Source organism: Delftia sp. DLF01 (assembly GCF_014852125.1).
In the GTDB taxonomy this organism is placed as follows: Bacteria; Pseudomonadota; Gammaproteobacteria; order Burkholderiales; family Burkholderiaceae_C; genus Comamonas; species Comamonas acidovorans.
In genome coordinates, this window is record NZ_JACVAZ010000001.1 from 1,744,962 (window position 1) to 1,763,607 (window position 18,646).

Annotated in this window: 16 protein-coding genes and 1 pseudogene; 5 read left to right on the forward strand and 12 right to left on the reverse strand. The window is 63.1% G+C overall.

Translation table 11 applies throughout. The features are described from left to right. Positions 1-17 precede the first annotated feature (17 nt). The 5 genes from IB269_RS07780 to IB269_RS07800 all read right to left on the reverse strand — a co-directional run bounded on the left by IB269_RS07780 (position 18) and on the right by IB269_RS07800 (position 4,164). Positions 18-602 (reverse strand): flavin reductase family protein, encoded by a 585-nt coding sequence (locus IB269_RS07780; protein WP_192366821.1) that lies wholly within the window; start codon positions 600-602, stop codon positions 18-20. A gap of 47 nt (positions 603-649) precedes the next feature. Next, on the reverse strand, positions 650-1,282 hold the full coding sequence (locus IB269_RS07785) for an NAD-dependent dehydratase (protein WP_192366822.1): 633 nt from the start codon (positions 1,280-1,282) through the stop codon (positions 650-652). 78 nt (positions 1,283-1,360) lie between these two features. Next, positions 1,361-2,461: an alkene reductase gene (locus tag IB269_RS07790; RefSeq protein WP_043823061.1), complete on the reverse strand. Its 1,101-nt coding sequence runs from the start codon at positions 2,459-2,461 to the stop codon at positions 1,361-1,363. A 115-nt stretch (positions 2,462-2,576) separates the two neighbouring features. Further along, on the reverse strand, positions 2,577-3,158 hold the full coding sequence (locus tag IB269_RS07795; RefSeq protein ID WP_012205713.1) for a TetR/AcrR family transcriptional regulator: 582 nt from the start codon (positions 3,156-3,158) through the stop codon (positions 2,577-2,579). 55 nt (positions 3,159-3,213) lie between these two features. After that, a complete protein-coding gene (locus IB269_RS07800; RefSeq protein WP_013802329.1) occupies positions 3,214-4,164 on the reverse strand; it encodes a LysR family transcriptional regulator in 951 nt (316 codons plus the stop codon). 123 nt (positions 4,165-4,287) lie between these two features. Between IB269_RS07800 and IB269_RS07805 the strand changes: the two genes are divergently transcribed. The 5 genes from IB269_RS07805 to IB269_RS07825 all read left to right on the forward strand — a co-directional run bounded on the left by IB269_RS07805 (position 4,288) and on the right by IB269_RS07825 (position 9,788). Next, a complete protein-coding gene (locus IB269_RS07805) occupies positions 4,288-5,304 on the forward strand; it encodes a Bug family tripartite tricarboxylate transporter substrate binding protein (protein ID WP_192366823.1) in 1,017 nt (338 codons plus the stop codon). A 4-nt stretch (positions 5,305-5,308) separates the two neighbouring features. Continuing rightward, the gene (locus IB269_RS07810) at positions 5,309-7,225 is read left to right on the forward strand and encodes an AMP-binding protein (RefSeq protein ID WP_192366824.1); all 1,917 of its coding nucleotides are present in this window, start codon (positions 5,309-5,311) and stop codon (positions 7,223-7,225) included. Positions 7,226-7,419: 194 nt separating this feature from the next. Continuing rightward, entirely contained in the window at positions 7,420-8,148 is a 729-nt protein-coding gene (locus IB269_RS07815; RefSeq protein ID WP_013802332.1) for a DUF4198 domain-containing protein, read from the forward strand. 198 nt (positions 8,149-8,346) lie between these two features. After that, a complete protein-coding gene (modA, locus tag IB269_RS07820) occupies positions 8,347-9,087 on the forward strand; it encodes a molybdate ABC transporter substrate-binding protein (protein ID WP_192366825.1) in 741 nt (246 codons plus the stop codon). Positions 9,088-9,122: 35 nt separating this feature from the next. Further along, positions 9,123-9,788 carry a molybdate ABC transporter permease subunit gene (locus IB269_RS07825; protein WP_192366826.1) on the forward strand — a complete coding sequence of 222 codons (666 nt, stop codon included), beginning with the start codon at positions 9,123-9,125 and terminating at the stop codon, positions 9,786-9,788. A gap of 30 nt (positions 9,789-9,818) precedes the next feature. On the opposite strand, the gene IB269_RS07830 is transcribed toward IB269_RS07825, so the two are convergent. From IB269_RS07830 to IB269_RS07860, 7 genes and pseudogenes are all read right to left on the reverse strand, one after another. Then, positions 9,819-10,532 carry a hypothetical protein gene (locus tag IB269_RS07830; protein ID WP_192366827.1) on the reverse strand — a complete coding sequence of 238 codons (714 nt, stop codon included), beginning with the start codon at positions 10,530-10,532 and terminating at the stop codon, positions 9,819-9,821. A gap of 107 nt (positions 10,533-10,639) precedes the next feature. Next, entirely contained in the window at positions 10,640-11,119 is a 480-nt protein-coding gene (locus tag IB269_RS07835; protein ID WP_288898441.1) for a hypothetical protein, read from the reverse strand. Positions 11,120-11,607: 488 nt separating this feature from the next. Beyond that, positions 11,608-12,141: a hypothetical protein gene (locus IB269_RS07840; protein ID WP_192366828.1), complete on the reverse strand. Its 534-nt coding sequence runs from the start codon at positions 12,139-12,141 to the stop codon at positions 11,608-11,610. Between the two features lies 1 nt (position 12,142). Further along, the gene (locus IB269_RS07845; protein ID WP_192366929.1) at positions 12,143-12,541 is read right to left on the reverse strand and encodes an AHH domain-containing protein; all 399 of its coding nucleotides are present in this window, start codon (positions 12,539-12,541) and stop codon (positions 12,143-12,145) included. A gap of 15 nt (positions 12,542-12,556) precedes the next feature. Beyond that, positions 12,557-12,960 (reverse strand): annotated as a pseudogene (locus tag IB269_RS07850) (RHS repeat-associated core domain-containing protein); the annotation flags it as partial. Positions 12,961-13,323: 363 nt separating this feature from the next. After that, positions 13,324-13,851 (reverse strand): hypothetical protein, encoded by a 528-nt coding sequence (locus IB269_RS07855; protein WP_192366829.1) that lies wholly within the window; start codon positions 13,849-13,851, stop codon positions 13,324-13,326. Continuing rightward, complete coding sequence (locus IB269_RS07860) at positions 13,851-18,641, reverse strand: RHS repeat-associated core domain-containing protein (RefSeq protein ID WP_192366830.1); 4,791 nt, start codon at positions 18,639-18,641, stop codon at positions 13,851-13,853. Before IB269_RS07860 ends, IB269_RS07855 begins: the two co-directional genes overlap by 1 nt. Between the last annotated feature and the right edge of the window lie 5 nt (positions 18,642-18,646).

Sequence of the window (18,646 nt, forward strand, 5' to 3'; positions counted from 1 at the left end):
GCCGACATTGGCGAGTTTCAGGGCGATCCGTCCTGCACGTTCAACGCCTGCCCAATCGCATAGAACTGCCCACCCGCCACATAGTGCAGGCTGCGCAGCGCGGGGTCGGCGTCCTCGAAGTGCCAGTGGCCGTCGCTGAACACGCGGGTGTCGGACCAGGCGCCCACGATCTCGCCGATGAACAGGTCGTAGGTCTGCTGGTTGTGGGGCTCGGGGATGAGTCGGCAGGCCAGCCAGCCGGCGCAGCCGTCCACGAAGGGCAGGTCGAACCCTTCCATGCCGAACAGCTGAACGCCGCTGGTGGCGAGCTTGCCGGCATCGGTAGACAGGGTGCGCGTGCCGACCTGGTGCGTGAGCTGCAACTGGGCGGCCGTGGGCACCTGGATCACGAACATGCCGCTTTGCTCGACCAGGGCGCGCGTGGCCGTGGCCTTGTCCAGCACCACGGTGAGCTTCGGGGGCGCAAAGTCCAGCGCGCAGCACCAGGCTGCGGCCATGACGTTGTCCACGCCGCCATGGCGGGCAGAGACCAGGACGGTGGGGCCGTGGTTGATCAGCCGGTAGGACTTGGCGAGATCGACCGGGGCGATATGCGGGTTCATGCAGGGGTTCCTGAAGGGTTCTGTTTTTGCGCGTGCAGGCGCCGGGTTCATTCGGCCAGCGCCTCGGAACCCACGATATGGACGCCGGGCCTGGCGTTGACAGCAGCCTCTATCAAGGCCTGGGCAATGCGGTGCGCGGGGTTGAGCCGCCAGCGCCGGGGCAACAGCGGGCCCAGGGCGCCAAGAACGCCGACCATGAAGCGCTCGCCCGCGCGGTGTTCGGTGCGCGGGCCGCTGATCAGGCCGGGGCGCACGAAGGTGAGGGACGCAAAGCCTTGCGCCTGCAGGTCGCGCTCGAGCTCACCCTTGACGCGGTTGTAGAAGATGCGCGAGCCGGCGTCGGCGCCCATGGCCGAGTTCAGCACATAGGTGGGCGTGCCGTGGCGATGGGCCAGGCGGGCGGCCAGCAGCGGATAGTCATGGTCCACACGCTGAAAAGCCGGCTGGCTGCCGGCTGTCTTGATGGTGGTGCCCAGGGTGCAGACCAGGGCGTCGGCGCGCCACCAGTCGGCATCTTCGGGCAGGCGTTCGAAATCGACGATGGGGGCGAGCAGCCTGGGGTGCTCCGGCAGCGCCCGGCGTACCGGGGCCACGATGCGGGTGATGCGGCTGTCGGTCAGGGCCTGTTGCAGCACCTGGCTGCCCACCAGCCCCGTGGCGCCCACGATCAGCAGTTGCATGGCTTGGTCTTTCGCTTGGTCATTCGATGGGGACGCAGGTCAGCCAGTGTGCCGCAGATCGTGGGGCGGATGGCCGGCTCAGGCGGCCACTGGCCAGTCCGTGTAGCCCTGGGCGCCGCCGCCGTAGTAGGCCTCGTGCGGGGCCACGGCCAGCTCCTTGCCGTGGCGCAGGCGGGCCACCAGGTCGGGGTTGGCGATGAAGGGGCGGCCGATGGCCACGGTGTCGATCAGGCCCTTGGCGCGGCGGTCCATGGCCAGTTCCAGGTCATAGCCGTTGTTGCCCATGTAGGCGCCGTCAAAGAGCTTGCGCAGCGCGTCCAGGTCCACGCCCGGCGGCAGTTCGCGCGAGCCGCCGGTGGCGCCTTCCACGACGTGCAGGTAGGCCAGGCCGAAGCGGTTGAGCTGGGGGATGAGGTAGCCGTAGAGGGCCATCACATCGCTGTCCAGAGGCGTGTTGCCGGCGTTGGGCGTGACGGGCGACAGGCGGATGCCCACGCGGTCGGCGCCCCAGACCTTGGCCACGGTGTCGGTGACTTCCAGGGTCAGGCGGGCGCGGTTTTCGATGCTGCCGCCATAGGCGTCGCTGCGGTGGTTGGTGGAGTCGCGCAGGAACTGGTCGAGCAGGTAGCCGTTGGCCGAATGCACTTCCACGCCGTCAAAGCCGGCACGCTTGGCGCATTCGGCCGCATGGCGGTATTGCTCGACGATGCCGGGGATTTCGCTGGTTTCCAGAGCGCGGGGCATGGATACCTCGGCCACGCCGTTGGGCGTGAAGGTGACGCCTTCGGCCTTGATGGCAGAGGGGGCGACAGGGGCCACGCCACCGGGCTGCAGGTCCACGTGCGAGTAGCGGCCCACGTGCCACAGCTGGGCCACGATCTTGCCGCCGGCCGCGTGCACGGCGTCGGTGACCTTCTTCCAGCCGGCGACCTGTTCCTCGGTCCAGATGCCGGGCGTGAGGTTGTAGCCCCGGCCCTGGGCGGAGATGTTGACGGCTTCGCTGATCAACAGGCCCGCGCTGGCGCGCTGGGCGTAGTAGGCGGCGTGCAGTTCGGTGGGCACGCCGTCGTCACCGGCGCGGCTGCGGGTCAGCGGGGCCATGACGAAGCGGTTGGCGAGCGACAGGCCGCCCAGTTGGGTGGGGGAGAACAGATCGGTGTGAAGGCTGTGGTCGGTCATGGTGTGCAGTGGTGGTGGTTGAACAAAAAGGAAGAGGGATGGGTAAAGGGTGAAGGGTTTGAAGTTGACCAGTCGTCTACAAACAAGGCAAATAAAAAGCGGCGGCCAGGCCTGCTCAGCCCAGCAGCCGCTTCGTGGACACAAGGGCTGCGGCAAATGGCTCCTCATGCCGGCCCAGCTTGGACAGCAGTGAGGCGCCCAGCCACAGCTGGTACAGCGATTCGGCCAGCGCAGGCGCGTCCAGGTCGGATGTGATGGAGCCATCGGCCTGGCCGGCGCGCACGCAGTCGGTCAGCCGGGTGATGATGGCGTCGGTGCCGGTGCGCAGCACCGAGCGCATGTCGTCGGACAGGTCGCAGACCTCGGGGCCCAGCTTGACCACGAGGCACTGGCCTCCTGCATGGGCCGAGCACTGGTTCTGCGTCCAATGGCGGAAGTAGGTCATCAGCCGGGAGATGGCCGGATCGGGCGTCTCCATGAGCGCATCGATCTTGGCCAGGTACTCGTCGAAATACTCCTGCAGCAGGGCCTGGCCGAACTCTTCCTTGGACTTGAAGTAGTAGTAGAAGGAGCCCTTGGGCACGCCCGCGGCCGCGACGACCTCGGCCAGACCGACGGCCGTATAGCCTTTCTGGGTCATCAACGCCTTGGCCACATCAAGGATGTGCTGGCGTGTTTCCTGTGCGGGTTTCTTCATGGGATCGAAGTCTAACGCAAAAACCGACCAGTCGTCTACAAACTTTGTTCCCGCGTCATTCCGGCGGTCGCAAGGCCTGCGCCGTGTCGGGCAAGTCACCCGGCCGGATGATGCGCGCAAGGCCCATCCTGTCGCTCAGAAAGTCGATCAAGGCGCGGGCGGCGCCGGACTGGAAGCGGTTGGGCATGTACAGCATGAACATGCGGCCCTGGTTGATGCTGAATTCGTAGTCCTGCATGGCCAGCACGACGCGGCCATCTTCCACCTGGCGGCGCACCATGTAGTCGGGCACCAGCCCCACGCCTAGGCCGCCAGTGATGCAGTCGCACAGGAAAGGGTAGCTGCGCGACATCAGCGTGGGCGTGATGTCCAGCTCCTCCAGCGGCTGGCCGTTCCGCGCAATCTGCAGGCGCACCTTGCCGCTTTCGCCGCCCGATGTGATGAGCGGCGTGCGCGACAGCTCGGACGGGGTCTCCGGCAAGCGGTGGCTGCGCAGCCAGTCGCTGGAGGCGCACAGGCTGTAGCGCACCGGCCCCATGTCGCGCGCCACCAGCATGGGCGGCGGGTCGGACATGACGCGGATCGCGATGTCCACGCTGTCCTTGAGCAGGTTGTCGATGAAGTTCTCCAGGCGGATGTCCAGCACCACCTGCGGATGGGCGCGCTTGAACTCGATCAGCCACGGCGCCATGACCAGGTGGCCGTAGCCGGTGGGCACGCTCAGCCCGATCTTTCCCGAGATGTCGTCCGTGCTGCTTTGGGCCAGCTCGCGCACCAGCTCGGTCTCGTTGAGGATGTTGCGCGCATGGCGGTAGATGCGCTGGCCGACCTCGGTGGCCTCCACGCCCTGGGGCGTTCTGCGCAGCAGCGATGCGCCCAGGGACTTCTCCAGCCGGGCCAGGTGGTAGCTCACGTTGGCCCGCGACATGTTCAAGAACTTTGCCGCCTGGCTCAGGTTTCCGTGCTCGATGATCTGGACGAGGATGTTGAATGCCAGGAGATCCATGCGCTGAAGTCCGAGGGGGTGTCAATATTGTTTGACATGATGTCAACCGCCGCCGCCATTGTCAAAGAGGGTGCGCTGGGCAGAATGGGCCAGCCAGAACACATAAACATTCAAGGAGACAAGATGGCAGGCATCACAAAAAGACAGGCGTTGGCCAAGGGCATGGCGCTGGGCGCCATCGGCGTGGCTGCGTTCGCATCGCTGTGCAGCGCGGCGCAGGCCAATACCGATACCGGCGCCTGGCCCGACAGGCCGATTCGCCTGGTCGTTCCCTTCCCGCCAGGCGGACCCACCGATGGCGCGGCGCGCGTCTACGCCGAGGCGCTGGCGCGCCAGCTGGGCCAGCCCGTGGTGATAGAGAACAAGCCCGGCGCATCGGGCGCGGTGGCGGCGGGCCAGTTCCGCACGGCAGCGCCTGACGGCTATACGCTGATGATGATGGTCACGCCCACCATCATGGCGCCGCATTTCTTCAAGAACGTCAAGTTCCACCCGGCCACGGATTTCGCCCCGGTCACCAAGATCTATGACCTGCCCAATGTGATTGCGGTCAATGCGCAGTCGCTGCCCAAGGTGACGGACCTCAAATCGCTGTTCCAGTACGCCAAGGCGCAGCCCGCCACGCTGGACTACACCAGCTCCGGGGCGGGCAGCTCTGGCCACCTGAGCATGGAACTGATGAAATCCGCCAAGCTGCACACCATGCAGCACGTGGCCTACAAGGGCAGCGCGCCCGCCATGAACGACACGCTGGGCGGCGTGGTGCCGGTGATCTATGCGGACATGGTGTCGGCGCTGCCCCATATCCGCAGCGGGCGGCTGAGGGCGCTGGCGGTGGGCACGCCGCAGCGCGTGAAGGCGCTGGACGGCGTGCAGACCATGGCCGAGCAGGGCTTTGGCGGCTATGAGGCATCGTCCTGGGGCGGCCTGGTGGCACCCAGGGACACGCCGCGCGCCATCATCGACAAGCTCAGCGCCACCTCGCGCCAGCTGCTGGCCACCGACGAGGTGCGCGACCGCTTCGAGAAGATCGGCGTGACGGCCGCCTACCTCAACCCCCAGGACACCGAGGCCCTGATCCGCAGCGACTACACGCGCTGGGGCGAGGTGGTGCGCACCAACGGCCTGGGCGCGGAGTGAGCCCATGGCCATGAGTCCTATCCCTGTGCAATCCATGTTCAGGCCCCTGCGGGCCGTGCGTTCCCTGGCCGATGTGGAGGCCATCGAAAGCCAGCCCATGGCCGGGCTGATCACGGCGCAAACGGTCTACGACCTCTTTTGCAACTCCGCGCGCGAGCACGGCCAGGGCAGGGCGCTGAGCTTTCTGCCCCAGGCCGGCAGCGTGGATGACGCCCGGCACCTGAGCTATGCCGAACTGCTGGGCAAGATCCACCAGACGGCCAACGCCCTGCATGCGCTGGGCATGGGCGCCAGCGACACGGTGGCCATCCTGCTGCCCGGCTGCATGGAGTACCACTTTGCGCTGTGGGGCGGCGAGGCGGCGGGCATCGTGCAGCCCATCAATCCGCTGCTGAGTGCCGAGAAGATCTCTGCCCTGATGCGGACCACGGGCGCGCGCTTTCTGATCGCCTGGGCGGACGAGGACGATGCCGGCATCCGGGACAAGGTGGCGTCGCTGGATGCGGACCTGGCGCATGTGCTCTGGGTCTCGCATGAAGGCCGGGTTCCCCGGGGGGATGGACAGCGCTGGCCCGCCAGCGATCTGCATGCCGCCCTGGCCGCCCAGCCCTCCGACCGGCTGGTGAGCGGGCGCCAGCCCCAGGCCGGCGACGTGGCGGCCTACTTCCATACCGGGGGCACCACGGGTGCGCCCAAGATCGCCGTGCAAACGCATGGCGCCCAGGTTTACACCGCCTGGGCCAGCGTGCAGATGCAGGGCCTGAACACGGCCGACCGCACCATCAACGGCTACCCGCTGTTCCATGTGGCGGGTGTGCTGCCGGGCTCGCTGGCCTGCTTCTCGGCCGGGGCCCACGTCATCATTCCGACCACGGGGCTGTTTCGCAACAAGGCCGTGATTGCCGGCTTCTGGCGCATGGCGGCACAGTGGAAGCCCACACTGATGTCGGCCGTGCCCACGGTGCTGGCCGCGCTGGTGGAGGTGCCGCTGCAGGGGGCCGATGTGTCCTCCATCCGCTACTTCCGCACGGGCGCCGCGCCGCTGTCGCCCGAGGTGGCGGCGCGCTTCAAGGCGCACAGCGGTTTCCATGTGCACGAGAGCCTGGGCATGACCGAGATGACGGGCATCTCCACCATCACGCCGCCCGGCCTGCACGCGGCGGCCGGACATGTGGGCCTGCGCCTGCCGTTTGCGCGCCTGGCCGTGCGCCGCATGGGGCCGGACGGCAGGCCATCGGACCAGGAAGCCGCGCCCGGCGAAACCGGCATGGTGGTGTTCCAGTCGCCCAACCTGTTTTCCGGCTACCTGGGCGGCATCGAGCCGTCCAGCTACCTCACCGATGACGGCTGGCTGATCACGGGCGACCTGGGCTCGGTGGGCGACGATGGCCTGCTGCGGCTGCGCGGGCGTTCCAAGGACGTCATCATCCGCAGCGGCCACAACATCGATCCGCAAGTGATAGAGCAGGCGCTGGAGCGCCATCCCGCCGTCAAGGCCTGCGCCGCCGTGGGCGCACCCGATGCCTATGCGGGCGAGGTGCCTGTGGCCTTTGTCGCGCTCCACCCCGGCGCCCAGGCCGATGAGACCGAACTGCTGGCCTTTGCCGCAGCCGGCGTGGACGAAGCGCCCGCGCGCCCGCGCTATGTGCGCATCATCGATGCGCTGCCCACCACCAACGTGGGCAAGGTCTACAAGCCGCGCCTGCGCAGCATGGCTGCTGAAATCTACGCCCGCACCCTGGTGGCCCAGGCGCATGAGCGCATGGGCCTGCCGCTGCCGCTCGCCGACAGCACCACGCATGCGGAAGGCGAGGGCTTTGTGCTGCGCCCGGCCAGGGCGGCTGACCGGAGCCCTTGGGAGCAGGCCGCCAAGGCGCTGGCCTTCACGGGCGAGCCGGTGCGCATCGAGGATGCCGCCTGAACGCTGGGCCGGACCCTATTGCAGCCACCTGGTGAACTGCGCCGGGGCGGTGTGCAATGCGCATAGAATGCAAACCATTCGCATTCAATAATCAATGCGGCGCCATGCGGCCGCACCCCACTCCCCAAGCACGTTCATGCCGTCGGCCCGTTGTGGCGCCGATGGCTGTTTTTTTGTCCTTTGAGGAAGCTGCAATGAAGAAACACTGGATTCTTGTCTCCGCACTCCTGGCCGCCAGCGGCGCCAGCCAGGCCCACCAGATATGGCTGGAACAGCCGGCCGGCGAAACCGCCGTGATCCGCTTTGGCGAATTCGGCGACAACCTGCGCGAGACATCGCCGGGCCTGCTCGACAAGTTCGGCAAGCCCGTGGCCACCCTGGTGTCTGCCCAGGGCGAGAAGGCGGCCGATGGCCGCAAGACCGGCACCGGCTTTGCGCTGCCCTTCAAGGCCGGCCAGGGCGACAGCATCGTGGCCGAGGATGCCGGCTACCCGCTGTACACCAGCAAGAAGGGCGAGCAGGAACTGCGCAACTGGTACCACCCGGCCGCGCGCCTGATCACCGGCTTTGCCGCCCAGGCCCCGCGCCTGACGCTGGATGTCGTGCCCTCAGGCAAGGCCGGCGAGTTCAAGGTCATCTACAAGGGCCAGCCCCTGCCCAAGGCCAAGGTCGTGCTGACCGTGCAATCGGGCTGGAGCAAGGAAGCCCATGCCGACGAGCAGGGCCTGGTGCAGTTCGACATGCCCTGGAAGGGCACCTACGTGGCCGAAGCCACGCACGACGAGCGCAGCGGCGGTGAGCGCACCGGCCCGAACGGTGCAGAAAAATACGACGGTGTGCACTATGTGACCTCGGTCACCTACGTCAAGCCCGAAGGCGTGGCGCCCATCGCTGCCGGCCCTGCGGCCAAGCCCAACAAGTAAGCGCTGCGGCCAGACACCTTGGCCCGAGACGCAGGCAGCCATGCCTGCCTGCCGGCCTCCATGCCTCATGCATGGAGGCTTTTTTATGGGCGCTGCAGTAGGAACACATGGGTGGGTGCGGGATTCGTCGTATACGATTGAATATTTCGTAAAGAGAGGGGCGTGGGCTTCAACGCCGCGTTCTAGAGGAGGAAATCTATGTTCAAACGCATACGGTCCCGCGGCCTGGCGCCGCTCCTGGCGCTGTTGTTGGCTGGCTCGGCCAGTCTGGCCCATGCCGATGAAGGCCTGCTGCTGGCCGCTGGCGCCGGCTACCGCAAGCCCGTGCTGGAACTGCTGCAGGCCTTCAGCCAGGCCACGGGCATTCGCGCCGAGGCCAGCTTTGGCAACATGAAGCAGATCGAGACGCAGGCCCGCCAGAACCCCGAGATCGCCGTGCTGATCGGCGACCGCGCCTTTGTCGAGCCCATGCAACTGGCCGAGCGCTACATCACGCTGGGCCAGGGCCAACTGGTGCTGGTGGCCTCGCGCGGCCAGCGCCTGGAAAGCGTGCAGGACCTGGCCAGGCCCGAATTCAAGCGCATTGCCATCGCCGACCGCAGCAAGGCCGTATACGGCAACGCAGCGCGCATCTGCCTGGAGCGCCTGGGCCTGGCGCAGACGCTGGGCGAACGCCTGGTCGAAGTGGCCACGGTGCCTCAGGTCAGCGCCTATGTGACCACCGGCGAGGTGGACGCAGGCTTTGTCAACAAGACCGAGGCCCTGGCCCTGAAAGACCGCGTGGGCGCCAGCGTGCCGGTGGCGGCCAGCTGCCATCCGCCCATCGAACTGAGCCTGGCCGTTCTCAAGGGCCGCGCCTCATCGCCGCAACTGCAGGCGCTGCTGGACTTCATCGCCACGCCGCAGGCCCGCCAGGTGCTGGAGCGGCACGGCCTTTGATGGGCCACCCATTGCCTGCTGGCAGCTGACAGTCCATGACCGCCTCCGTTTGCGCCCAGGCGCCGCTGGCCCTGACCGCGCATGTCATTGCCTGGAGCCTGATGCTGCAATTGCTGGTGGGTGCAGGCCTGGGCTGGCTGTTGGCGCGGCGCCGGTTTGCGGGGCGCCAGCTGGTCGATGCACTGGTCAGCCTGCCGCTGGTGTTTCCGCCCATCGTGCTGGGCTATGGCCTGCTGGTGCTGCTGGGCCGACAAGGGCTTGTCACCCAGATGCTGCCGGCCGTGCTGCGGCCCGACATCGTGTTTTCGCAAACGGGCCTGATCATTGCGGCCTTCGTAGCCGGGTTGCCGCTCATGGTCAAGCCCACGCAGGCCGCCTTTGCAGGCACTTCGCCACGCCTGCTGGAGGCGGCGGCAATGCTGGGGCACCGCCCCTGGTCGGTGTTCTGGCGCATCGAGCTGCCGCTGGCCCGGCGCGGCATTGCGGCCGGCCTGATCCTGTCGGGGGGCCGTGCGTTGGGCGAGGTCGGCCTGTCGCTCATGCTGGGCGGCAACATCATTGGCCGGACGGAAACCCTGTCACTGGCCATCTACAACAACGTATTGGATGGCAATCTGGCCTGCGCCAATCAGCTCTCTCTGATGCTGGGCGTGGTGGCCATGGCGGCCTTCATGGTGCTCAGGCGGTTTGGCATGCTGTAAGCAGCGGGCAGGGCGCAAGCTGGAAAGGAGTCAGGGCAGGAACGGTGAAGACAGCAGCCGCAAGCCGATGGAAAACCACCGCTCCTGCGTGCTGCTGCCTGCGCGATTGCCGTAGGTGGCATCGATCTGCACATGTCCAGGCACCAGCCAGTAGCGCAGGCCCATCTGGTAGAAGGGCTTGCCCTGGTTCTGGCCGAATGTCTCGGCAATCAGCCAGGTGCTCTGGCTCAATTGGGCCTCGGTGGCCAGGCCCCAGGTCATGAGGTTGCGATGCGCCTGCGCCGTGCGCAGCCAGCCCACGTTGGTGTGGAAGAACAGCCGGTCATCGCGCAGCGAGAACGTGACGGGCACATAGGCGTACAGATCCCCTCGGCCCTGGCCCTCGTCATTCGGATGCCGCGCATTGCCCACGGCCAGGCCCCAGCCCCAGCCATTGGGCTGCAGTTCCTTGAACAGGGTCTTGCCCTGGATCACCACATCGGTGGTCCGGCTGCTGCCGTCCTCTCGCGTGCGTGCCGCGCCCAGCGTCAGCTCCAGATTGCCCGTGAAATTGCAGGCCGGCTGCGCCCAGAACTCCGTGCTGTCCTTCCTGGACTTGACCCAGCTTTCCAGCTGGCAGGACTTGGCATCGACGATGCGGGCATCGTCCGTGATCATGGGCCGGGCTGCATGGGCCGGGCCGGTGCCGAGACAGGCTGCCAGGCCCAGGGCTGCCGCCGTCCAAAGGGAGTGGGAATTGCGCATGGCCCGCCATCCTAAAGCCGAAAAATGACGCCACCAGAACATTGCTGTGCCAGGAGCGCCACAACAACGGCTGTGCACGGATTGGCCCCATATGGCCCTATATGCCCTTATATGGCTGGCACATCGAGGCACAGACGCAGACCCGCCATCTGCCCGGGCATGTTGGCCAGCGGCAGCTGAAGCTCCGTCAGCAGCATGGCCTGCTGCATGGGATGCTGAAACGGATAGAACGCCGCCGCACCGCCACGGATGCGCCACTCGTGCGGGCTGGCCTGCAGCCGGGTGAACGTGGCCACGGCCAACGCCGCCATTCCCCAGGGATTGGAGGCCGCGCGGTTGAGCTGCCCATCGCCAAACTGCGTCAGGCACACATCACCGGACAGATCGCGCTGGGGAACTGCGTCCCCGCTGGAGAAATCAGGCCGCTCCAGCCCATCGCACAGCTCCACATGCTCTTCAATCTGGTGCTCGGCGCTGTAGCGAAAGCGCTGCACGGTGTGCCAGCCGATGCGGCGCTCCACGATGTTGCCGTGCAGGTCGTACTGGAAGCGCAGGTCCTGGTAGACGGCGAGTCGGTTGGTGGGCACCTGTTCGCGTTCGTTGCTGGTGCCGCCGCTGCTGAGGTCTCCACCACGGTTGGGGTTGAGCAGGTTGCCTGCGGGGTCGAACGCGAAGGTTTCCAGGTTCCGGCCCGAGGTAGGCGATCCGCCGGCAGCATTTTTCTGGGCGGCGAGGATGCGGCCCAGGGCGTCGTAACGGTACTGGCTGTCGCCGCGCAGGCCGTCGCGCGTGGCGACGAGGTTGCCTGTGGGGTCGTACTGGTACAGGCGGGCGATGCGCTGGCCGGAGGGCAGGGGAGTGTCCCGGTCCCAGAGGGCCTGGGGTGAAGGCCTGCCGGGCTGACCTTATGGGAGGTAAGGCGACCTATTGGGTTCCAGCCATAGCTAGTAATAAGCCAAGTCGTTCATAACCAATGGATCTTGAGCTTTCATTTATGCGCTGCCTAGTTGACTAATATTATTGAAGTCAGCAGTGCTATCTGGATATAGATTATCCTAGAGATGCTAGCACCACATCAGGCGGTTGGCCTGGAAAAAATAAGAAATTCTCCTGATTTCCAGTCTTCTTGGCCTAACCAACCGTAGGGAAAACCCTGTCTTTTATATATGCTGAACATGTTTTCGAAATATGGATGCGAATCAGTCATTAATAATCTTGATGATGCACAAAGAAGCAGATCATTGCTGATTGCATCGGCTATAAGCTCGGCTTGATCTTTGCTGAATTCTTTAATCGCCAATATTCTTGGAGCGATAAGTTTATAAAAATTTTCTTGCTCAGCAAATTCTATTAAAGAACGCCTTAACGTTCGAAGTGGCTCATCCATTGGGTACGGAATTTCTGAGGAAGCATCCTGAGTTATTTCAACCAATGGGAAATGTGGTGGACTGATATCTTGATCAAGATACTCAGCCAATATTTTTTTTATATCTGTAGCAACATTTTTATCGTCTCCATTGGGGATGTATTCTCGTTCCATAATGGAACCTTGCTTTATGTAATTTAGAACTTCAACAACTTTTGCAGGAAATGAATTTATATCAATCATGTTAAAATCTAGAGTTTCGTAAGATCTTATCCCATTGAGAGAAGCTAGCTCCCTCTTTGTTCATCATAGGCGTTCCTTTTCTTAGTTCCTTTCTTATGGTTCTTTGCATCTCTCCAAGCATTTGTGAGAGCTTTTTGGGGCAGCTTCCTGCTTTTTGAGCTGCTCTCATAACGGAATCTTCGATTGCTAGAGAATATGGCGTATGGTTTGTATTATGCGTTGATCTTCCAAAGTACTTTCCTTTTTGTCCTTTGTAACGCCCTCTTTCTGTTGGAGGATTAATTAAATTATCCAAATGATCTTTGTCTATACAATTTAGTATAGGGAATTTCTTGAAAACCTCTTTGGGGATCATGTGGTGAGTTTGATGACTTGTATGCTGCCCCACTTTCTTATTCATTCGATTACGGTGGGTACTGAGTCCTTCAGGATCAATCCAATCCAAAGGATTCGCTCCATAGTGATATAAATTTTCTCCCCCTCCAGCCCAATCGGATCCTGATGCACAAACCTCCCCACCACAGGATCGTAGTACCTGAACCGGTTGTAGTGCAGCCCCGTCTCGCCGTCAAAGTACTGTCCCTGAAACCGTAGCGGTTGCTCCGCCAGCGCAAGGCTTTGTACCTCACCCTGGGCGGCCAGGGCCAGCGGGCGCTGGTCGTGGGGGAACACCGCCGCATCGTCCGTGCCGGTGCGCAGGTACTGCAGCTGCTGTGTCTGGCCCCAGACCTTGTAGCTGGCGGCCCAGACGATGCGGCCGGCTTCGTCGGTGAGTTCCTGGGGGGCGCCGATCTGGTCGCAGTGGTAGTAGTAGGTGGCGAAGCTGGCTTGGTCCGCTTCTGCCTGCGCGTTGCGGTTTTCTTCGCTCTTCCATTCCGACTCCAGCTTGGCCAGGGGCACGAAGCTGTCGGGCTCGTAGAGGTATTCGCTCAGGCGTGAGCCACGGATTTCCCCGGCGAGCAGGTCGCCGTAGAGAAAGGTGGTGCGCCCGAAGGCATCGTGCTTATCGATTCGCCGGCCCAGTGCGTCGTGGCTGTCAGTAGCCTACGTACGCACAGGCTTCTTGAGAGGAGTTCTGCAAAATCTAGTTTTCTGCGATTTCAACTCAATGAAATTAAATTTCATGGGTGATGATCGTTTGAAAACAGTTTTTTGCGAATCAATTTTCAATTGGACAAGAATTTAATTCTTGGAATAAACCACAAAACTACCTTTGTTCGGATTACTACTACCTTTCCAACCACAAGGAAATCCCGATGACTTATATATTTTAAATACTCTTTCAAAGAAATCTATTTTTTCCTCGGAGAATAATCTGGATTTTGCGCAAAACACCAAATCTTCATAAAATATATTCATTAGAAATTCATAATCATCGTCATCTATACCTAATTCAATAATAAGATGTTTGTTGTTATTTGTTATTTTTTCGTAATAATTTTCCGAGTCTCGGTGTATTGCAAATTTTTCTAAATAATTGGGTGGAGGTGGAATATCAATTTTCTTTTGTGCGGAGGAGAATATATCTTGTAAAAAATAATAGGGTTTTTTGATATCCTGATCTGTATATATTTCTAAGGCCGTCTGTATATTTGTGACAATTTCTGTATTTTTATCACTGCCTTTATATATAGTGCTGAGAAATTTATGATCCCTCATGAAAATTAAAATCTCCTGCACATCTGCCGGAAAATCAGTTATGGTCGTCATTAGAATCCTCCTTTTTTCAAGAGATCGTCCCAAAGTTTGAATGTAGATCCTTCACGTTTCATTATTGGCGTTCCTTTTTTTAACTCTTTGTGTAAGAAATCCTGCATTTCATTTACTCTTTTTGAGAGTTGCTTGGGACATCCGCCCGATGATGCTATTTCTCTATCTATTGCAGATAATATGGCGTCGGAATAGTCATTGTGATTAGTATTGTGGGTGGATTTTCCAAACCATTTTCCCTTCTTTCCTCCAAATTGCCCTGTTTTCTTGGGTAAATTGATAAGATTCTCTAAAGCGTGTCTGTCTATGCAGTTGAGAATAGGTCTTTTGTTAAAAATATCTTGTGGTACTTTGTGATGTGTTTGATGATCTGGAGATTTACCTGCTACCCGATCCATTCTATTTCGATGGGTTGATAGACCAGCAGGATCAATCCATTCCATTGGATTGGCCCCATACAAATAGAAATTTTCACCGCCAAACAACCCAATCGGATCCTGATGCACAAACCTTCCCACCACAGGATCGTAATACCTGAACCGGTTGTAGTGCAGCCCCGTCTCGCCGTCAAAGTACTGTCCCTGGAACCGTAGCGGTTGCTCCACCAGCGCCAGACTTTGTACCTCACCCTGGGCGGCCAGGGCCAGCGGGCGCTGGTCGTGGGTGAACACCGCTGCATCGTCCGTGCCGGTGCGCAGGTACTGCAACTGCTGGGTCTGGCCCCAGACCTTGTAGCTGGCGGCCCAGACGATGCGGCCGGTTTCGTCGGTGAGCTCCTGGGGGGCGCCGATCTGGTCGCAGTGGTAGTAGTAGGTGGCGAAGCTGGCTTGGTCCGCTTCTGCCTGTGCGTTGCGGTTTTCTTCACCCCGCCATTCCGATTCCAGCTTGGCCAGGGGCACGAAGCTGTCGGGCTCGTAGAGGTATTCGCTCAGGCGTGAGCCACGGATTTCTCCGGCGAGCAGGTCGCCGTCGTAGAGGAAGGTGGTGCGCCCGAAGGCATCGTGCTTGTCGATGCGCCGGCCCAGCGCGTCGTAGCGGTAACGCGTGGTCTGGACGGTGGCGGCAGGCTCTGGCTGCGTGTTCGATCCGGCGATCTTCGGTTCGGGCCTGTCGTGGTAGCGCGTGACCGTGGATTCGAGCATCTGGTGCTCGGCGCTGTAGCGAAAGCGCTGCACGGTGTGCCAGCCGATGCGGCGCTCCACGATGTTGCCGTGCAGGTCGTACTGGAAGCGCAGGTCCTGGTAGACGGCGAGTCGGTTGGTGGGCACCTGTTCGCGTTCGTTGCTGGTGCCGCCGCTGCTGAGGTCTCCACCACGGTTGGGGTTGAGCAGGTTGCCTGCGGGGTCGAACGCGAAGGTTTCCAGGTTCCGGCCCGAGGTAGGCGATCCGCCGGCAGCATTTTTCTGGGCGGCGAGGATGCGGCCCAGGGCGTCGTAACGGTACTGGCTGTCGCCGCGCAGGCCGTCGCGCGTGGCGACGAGGTTGCCTGTGGGGTCGTACTGGTACAGGCGGGCGATGCGCTGGCCGGAGGGCAGGGGAGTGTCCCGGTCCCAGAGGGCCTGGGGTGAAGGCCTGCCGGGCTGACCTTGGAGTGCGCCTTGCTGGCTGACCTTGTGCGAGGTGAGGCGGCCCATGGGGTCCCAGCCATAGCGGCTGGTCAGCGTGCCTTGGGTGCGTTCGATTTCCTGGTGCAGGGCGTCGCGTTCGATGTCGCTGAGCACCTGGCCGTCGGCGAGGATCTGGTGCAGGTGGCCCGAGCCGTAGTAGAGCCATTGGACGTGGCGGCCCCCGGGCAGCCAGCAGTCCGTGCGGTTGCTCAGCGCGTCGTAGGCGTGCCGATAGCTGTAGGTCGCCAGCGCCTGCTCGTCTGCACTGGGCGCCATGTGTACCTGGGTCTCTTCCACCAGCCGCGATAGAGCGTCGTAGGCGAAGCGCACATGTGCATCGGGGTTGCTGGCATGCAGCATGCGGCCCAGCAGGTCGTAGCCATAGGTGGTGGTTCCTCCGTCTCCATTACCTGCCGCGTCGCTGCCCACGTGGATCTTGGCGACAAGGCGGCCCAGCACATCCCTGCGAAACAGGGTGCGCTTGGGCAGGGCTGCGTCGGGCCGTGGATCGTAGGGCGTATCCGGGGGCAGGTGGGCATCGCGCTCGTGCAGTTCGGTCAGTTCGCTGGCGGCGTTGTAGCGGTAGCGCTGTATGCGGCCGTCAAAACCGGTTTCCTCGATCAGGTTGTCTGCGGCGTCGTAGGTGAAGCTGGTGACGGCGCCGTTTTCGTTCTGCAGGGCGATGAGCCTGCCCACGGCGTCATAGCGGTAGCGCAGCGTGCCGCCCAGCGCATCGCGGCGCTCCACGGGCTGGTCCAGGCCGTTGTAGGTGTAGCGGGTGATGGCGCCTTGCGGGTCGGTGTAGGAAAGCAGGTTGCTCTGGGGGTCGTAGGCATAGTGATGTTCGGAACCATCAGCGCCCCACATCCGGCGCAGGCGTCCAAGCGCGTCGTGAAGGTAGCGCGTGGTCTGGCCCAGGGCGTCGGTGGAGGCCACGAGGTTGCCCAGTATGTCCCACGCATATCGCGTGACCTGGCCCGAGCAGTCGGTGTAGGCCACGAGCTGTCCGGCTTCGTCCCACTGCAGATGGCGGGTTTTGCCCAGCGCGTCTTCTATGGCGACGGGCAGGCCGCGCGTGTCGTATTTCCAGCGCGTGGCGTGGCCGAGCGGGTCCAGGCGCTCGACCAGGTTGCCCTGGGCGTCGTAGGCCTGCCGCCAGACATGGCCCAGCGCGTCGGTGACTTCTTCGGGCAGGTTGAGCTGGTTGTATTTGAGGCGGGTGGTAGCACCTGATGCGTCCGTGACGGCCAGCAGGTTGCCCTGGCCGTCGAATTGCCAGCGGGTGGTGCGGCCCATGGCGTCCCGCGCCTGTTGCGGGTTGCCGGCGGCGTCCATGCGCGTCTCGGATCGGACGGGCTGGCCATCCGGCCCGGGTTCGACGATGGCGATGACCTCATGCCGGGCGTTGTATTCGTAGCTGCTGCGCCGGCCCAGGGCGTCGGTGACATGGGTGGTGCGGCGGCCCAGGTCGTAGTCGAAGCGGGTGTCCAGCGTGCCGGGCTCGTCGGTCCAGGTCCGCACTACGCGGCCGCCCGCGTCAAGCCGGCTCCATTCCTGGTGGTAGGTGAAACCGGTGCGGCTGCTGTAGGCCACCATCAGGTGCTGGCGATAGCGATAGTGCGCCACGCCGCCCATGGCATCCGTGGCGGACTGGAGGTTGGCGTGGGCGTCATCCGGGACGTTGCCATCCGTCCCATAGGCATAGCGTGCCAGCAGGCCGCCGACCTGTTCCACACCGTTGATCACACGGGATTCCAGGTGGATCTCCTGCAGGAGCGGGCCGGAGGGGCCCAGGTCTTCACTCCAGGTGAAACGCAGCTTGCGGCCAGCGCTGTCGGTCAGTCCCAGCGGGCGGGGCGCGCGGCCATCGATGCCTGTGGCGGTGTAGGCCGGGTAGTGAAGGCTGATGGTGTTGCCATTGCGGTCCATCAGGTGCACCAGTGGCAGACGCCATTGGCCGGTGGCCGGGGGGGCGAACAGGTGCCGGGTGCCATCGGCGCTTTCAACGCTCCAGCCGCCTTGCTGGTGGTGGGTCACGGTGATTTTTTCGCGCGGGTCGACGTGGCTGGTCCCGGCGGCAATCACGGGCAGCTGTATGCGGCGCCCGCGGGCGTCGTAGTAGTGCACCGCATCGTGGACCAGCACCAGTTCGGTGGACAGGGGCGTGCTCCATCCCCATCCAAGCCAGCCGGGGCGGCGGTCGCTGGAGCGGTAGTACCGCTGCCAGGTCAGGGCCATGGGGCCGGGCAATTCGAAATCCGTGTCGCGCAGGATCTTGGTGCCTGTGGCAAAGATCACGGGATGGCATGTGCCCAGCTCGCAGGTCGGTGGCGTGGCAATGCTTCCCTTGGAGGCGTTATCGATGATGTTGCCCTGCGTGTTGGGATTGACGCTGTTGTCCGTGCGCTGTGCCACGGGGTTGCGGCGCGACTTGGCGCGCTGGGCGATCTTGCCCAGGACAAAGCCAATGGTGATGGCGGCCACGCCATCGGCGATCACTTCGGCGATCTGGTCGATTTTTTCGTCGGTCAGGGGCGGTGTCAGCAGCTCCTGGATTTCCTGGGCAAGTTCGGCGACTTGCTCGGCCGCCTGGGCCATGGCGGCCCCTCCGACGACGAGGTTGACGCCGGGAATGAGCTTGCCCACGAGCTTGAGGGCGGGTCCGATCAGCGCGCTGGGATCGGTCAGGCTTTCTCCAAGGGCCGACAGCTGGCTGGAGAAGGCGCCCGGCAGCTTTTCGATCACCTTCTGCGCCAATTGGTCATAGGGACCGGGCAGCGCCTTCATGGCAAGGCGCATGGCCCAGCCAGGATTGATGACCATGGCGTTGCTTTTGGTCGTGTCGAAGGACCGCACGCTGCCCCGGCTCTCGAACTTGGTATCGCTGCTGTAGCTGGTGGGTTCGGCCGCGCCGCCGACAACGCCGGAACGCACGCCCGCGATGCCACCGACCTTGTCGGGCGTGGCGGGTATGGACTCGAAGCGGCTGCCGGCAACGGCCACGGGGTGCCCATCGATCTTGAGCGTGGCCGTGCCGTTCTTCAGTCCCGGGCCATGGGCCATGTTGAGGATGGGAACCGGTGGTCCCTGGGGCTTGGGAAAGACGGGGTTGATCGGGCCAGGAATCATGGCCGGATTGCGGCCTTCGTGGATCGCGCGGCGGTCGTTGACGTAGGTGGCCATGGATG

Bases quoted from the DNA above. Each gene is read 5' to 3' on its own strand.
- IB269_RS07800 (WP_013802329.1), bottom strand. From the start codon at position 4,164: ATGGATCTCCTGGCATTCAACATCCTCGTCCAGATCATCGAGCACGGA.
- IB269_RS07805 (WP_192366823.1), top strand. From the start codon at position 4,288: ATGGCAGGCATCACAAAAAGACAGGCGTTGGCCAAGGGCATGGCGCTG.
- IB269_RS07860 (WP_192366830.1), bottom strand. From the start codon at position 18,641: ATGGCCACCTACGTCAACGACCGCCGCGCGATCCACGAAGGCCGCAAT.
- IB269_RS07855 (WP_192366829.1), bottom strand. From the start codon at position 13,851: ATGACGACCATAACTGATTTTCCGGCAGATGTGCAGGAGATTTTAATT.
- IB269_RS07840 (WP_192366828.1), bottom strand. From the start codon at position 12,141: ATGATTGATATAAATTCATTTCCTGCAAAAGTTGTTGAAGTTCTAAAT.
- IB269_RS07810 (WP_192366824.1), top strand. From the start codon at position 5,309: ATGGCCATGAGTCCTATCCCTGTGCAATCCATGTTCAGGCCCCTGCGG.
- IB269_RS07830 (WP_192366827.1), bottom strand. From the start codon at position 10,532: ATGCGCAATTCCCACTCCCTTTGGACGGCGGCAGCCCTGGGCCTGGCA.
- IB269_RS07815 (WP_013802332.1), top strand. From the start codon at position 7,420: ATGAAGAAACACTGGATTCTTGTCTCCGCACTCCTGGCCGCCAGCGGC.
- IB269_RS07825 (WP_192366826.1), top strand. From the start codon at position 9,123: ATGACCGCCTCCGTTTGCGCCCAGGCGCCGCTGGCCCTGACCGCGCAT.
- IB269_RS07780 (WP_192366821.1), bottom strand. From the start codon at position 602: ATGAACCCGCATATCGCCCCGGTCGATCTCGCCAAGTCCTACCGGCTG.
- IB269_RS07795 (WP_012205713.1), bottom strand. From the start codon at position 3,158: ATGAAGAAACCCGCACAGGAAACACGCCAGCACATCCTTGATGTGGCC.
- IB269_RS07785 (WP_192366822.1), bottom strand. From the start codon at position 1,282: ATGCAACTGCTGATCGTGGGCGCCACGGGGCTGGTGGGCAGCCAGGTG.
- IB269_RS07845 (WP_192366929.1), bottom strand. From the start codon at position 12,541: ATGAATAAGAAAGTGGGGCAGCATACAAGTCATCAAACTCACCACATG.
- modA (WP_192366825.1), top strand. From the start codon at position 8,347: ATGTTCAAACGCATACGGTCCCGCGGCCTGGCGCCGCTCCTGGCGCTG.
- IB269_RS07790 (WP_043823061.1), bottom strand. From the start codon at position 2,461: ATGACCGACCACAGCCTTCACACCGATCTGTTCTCCCCCACCCAACTG.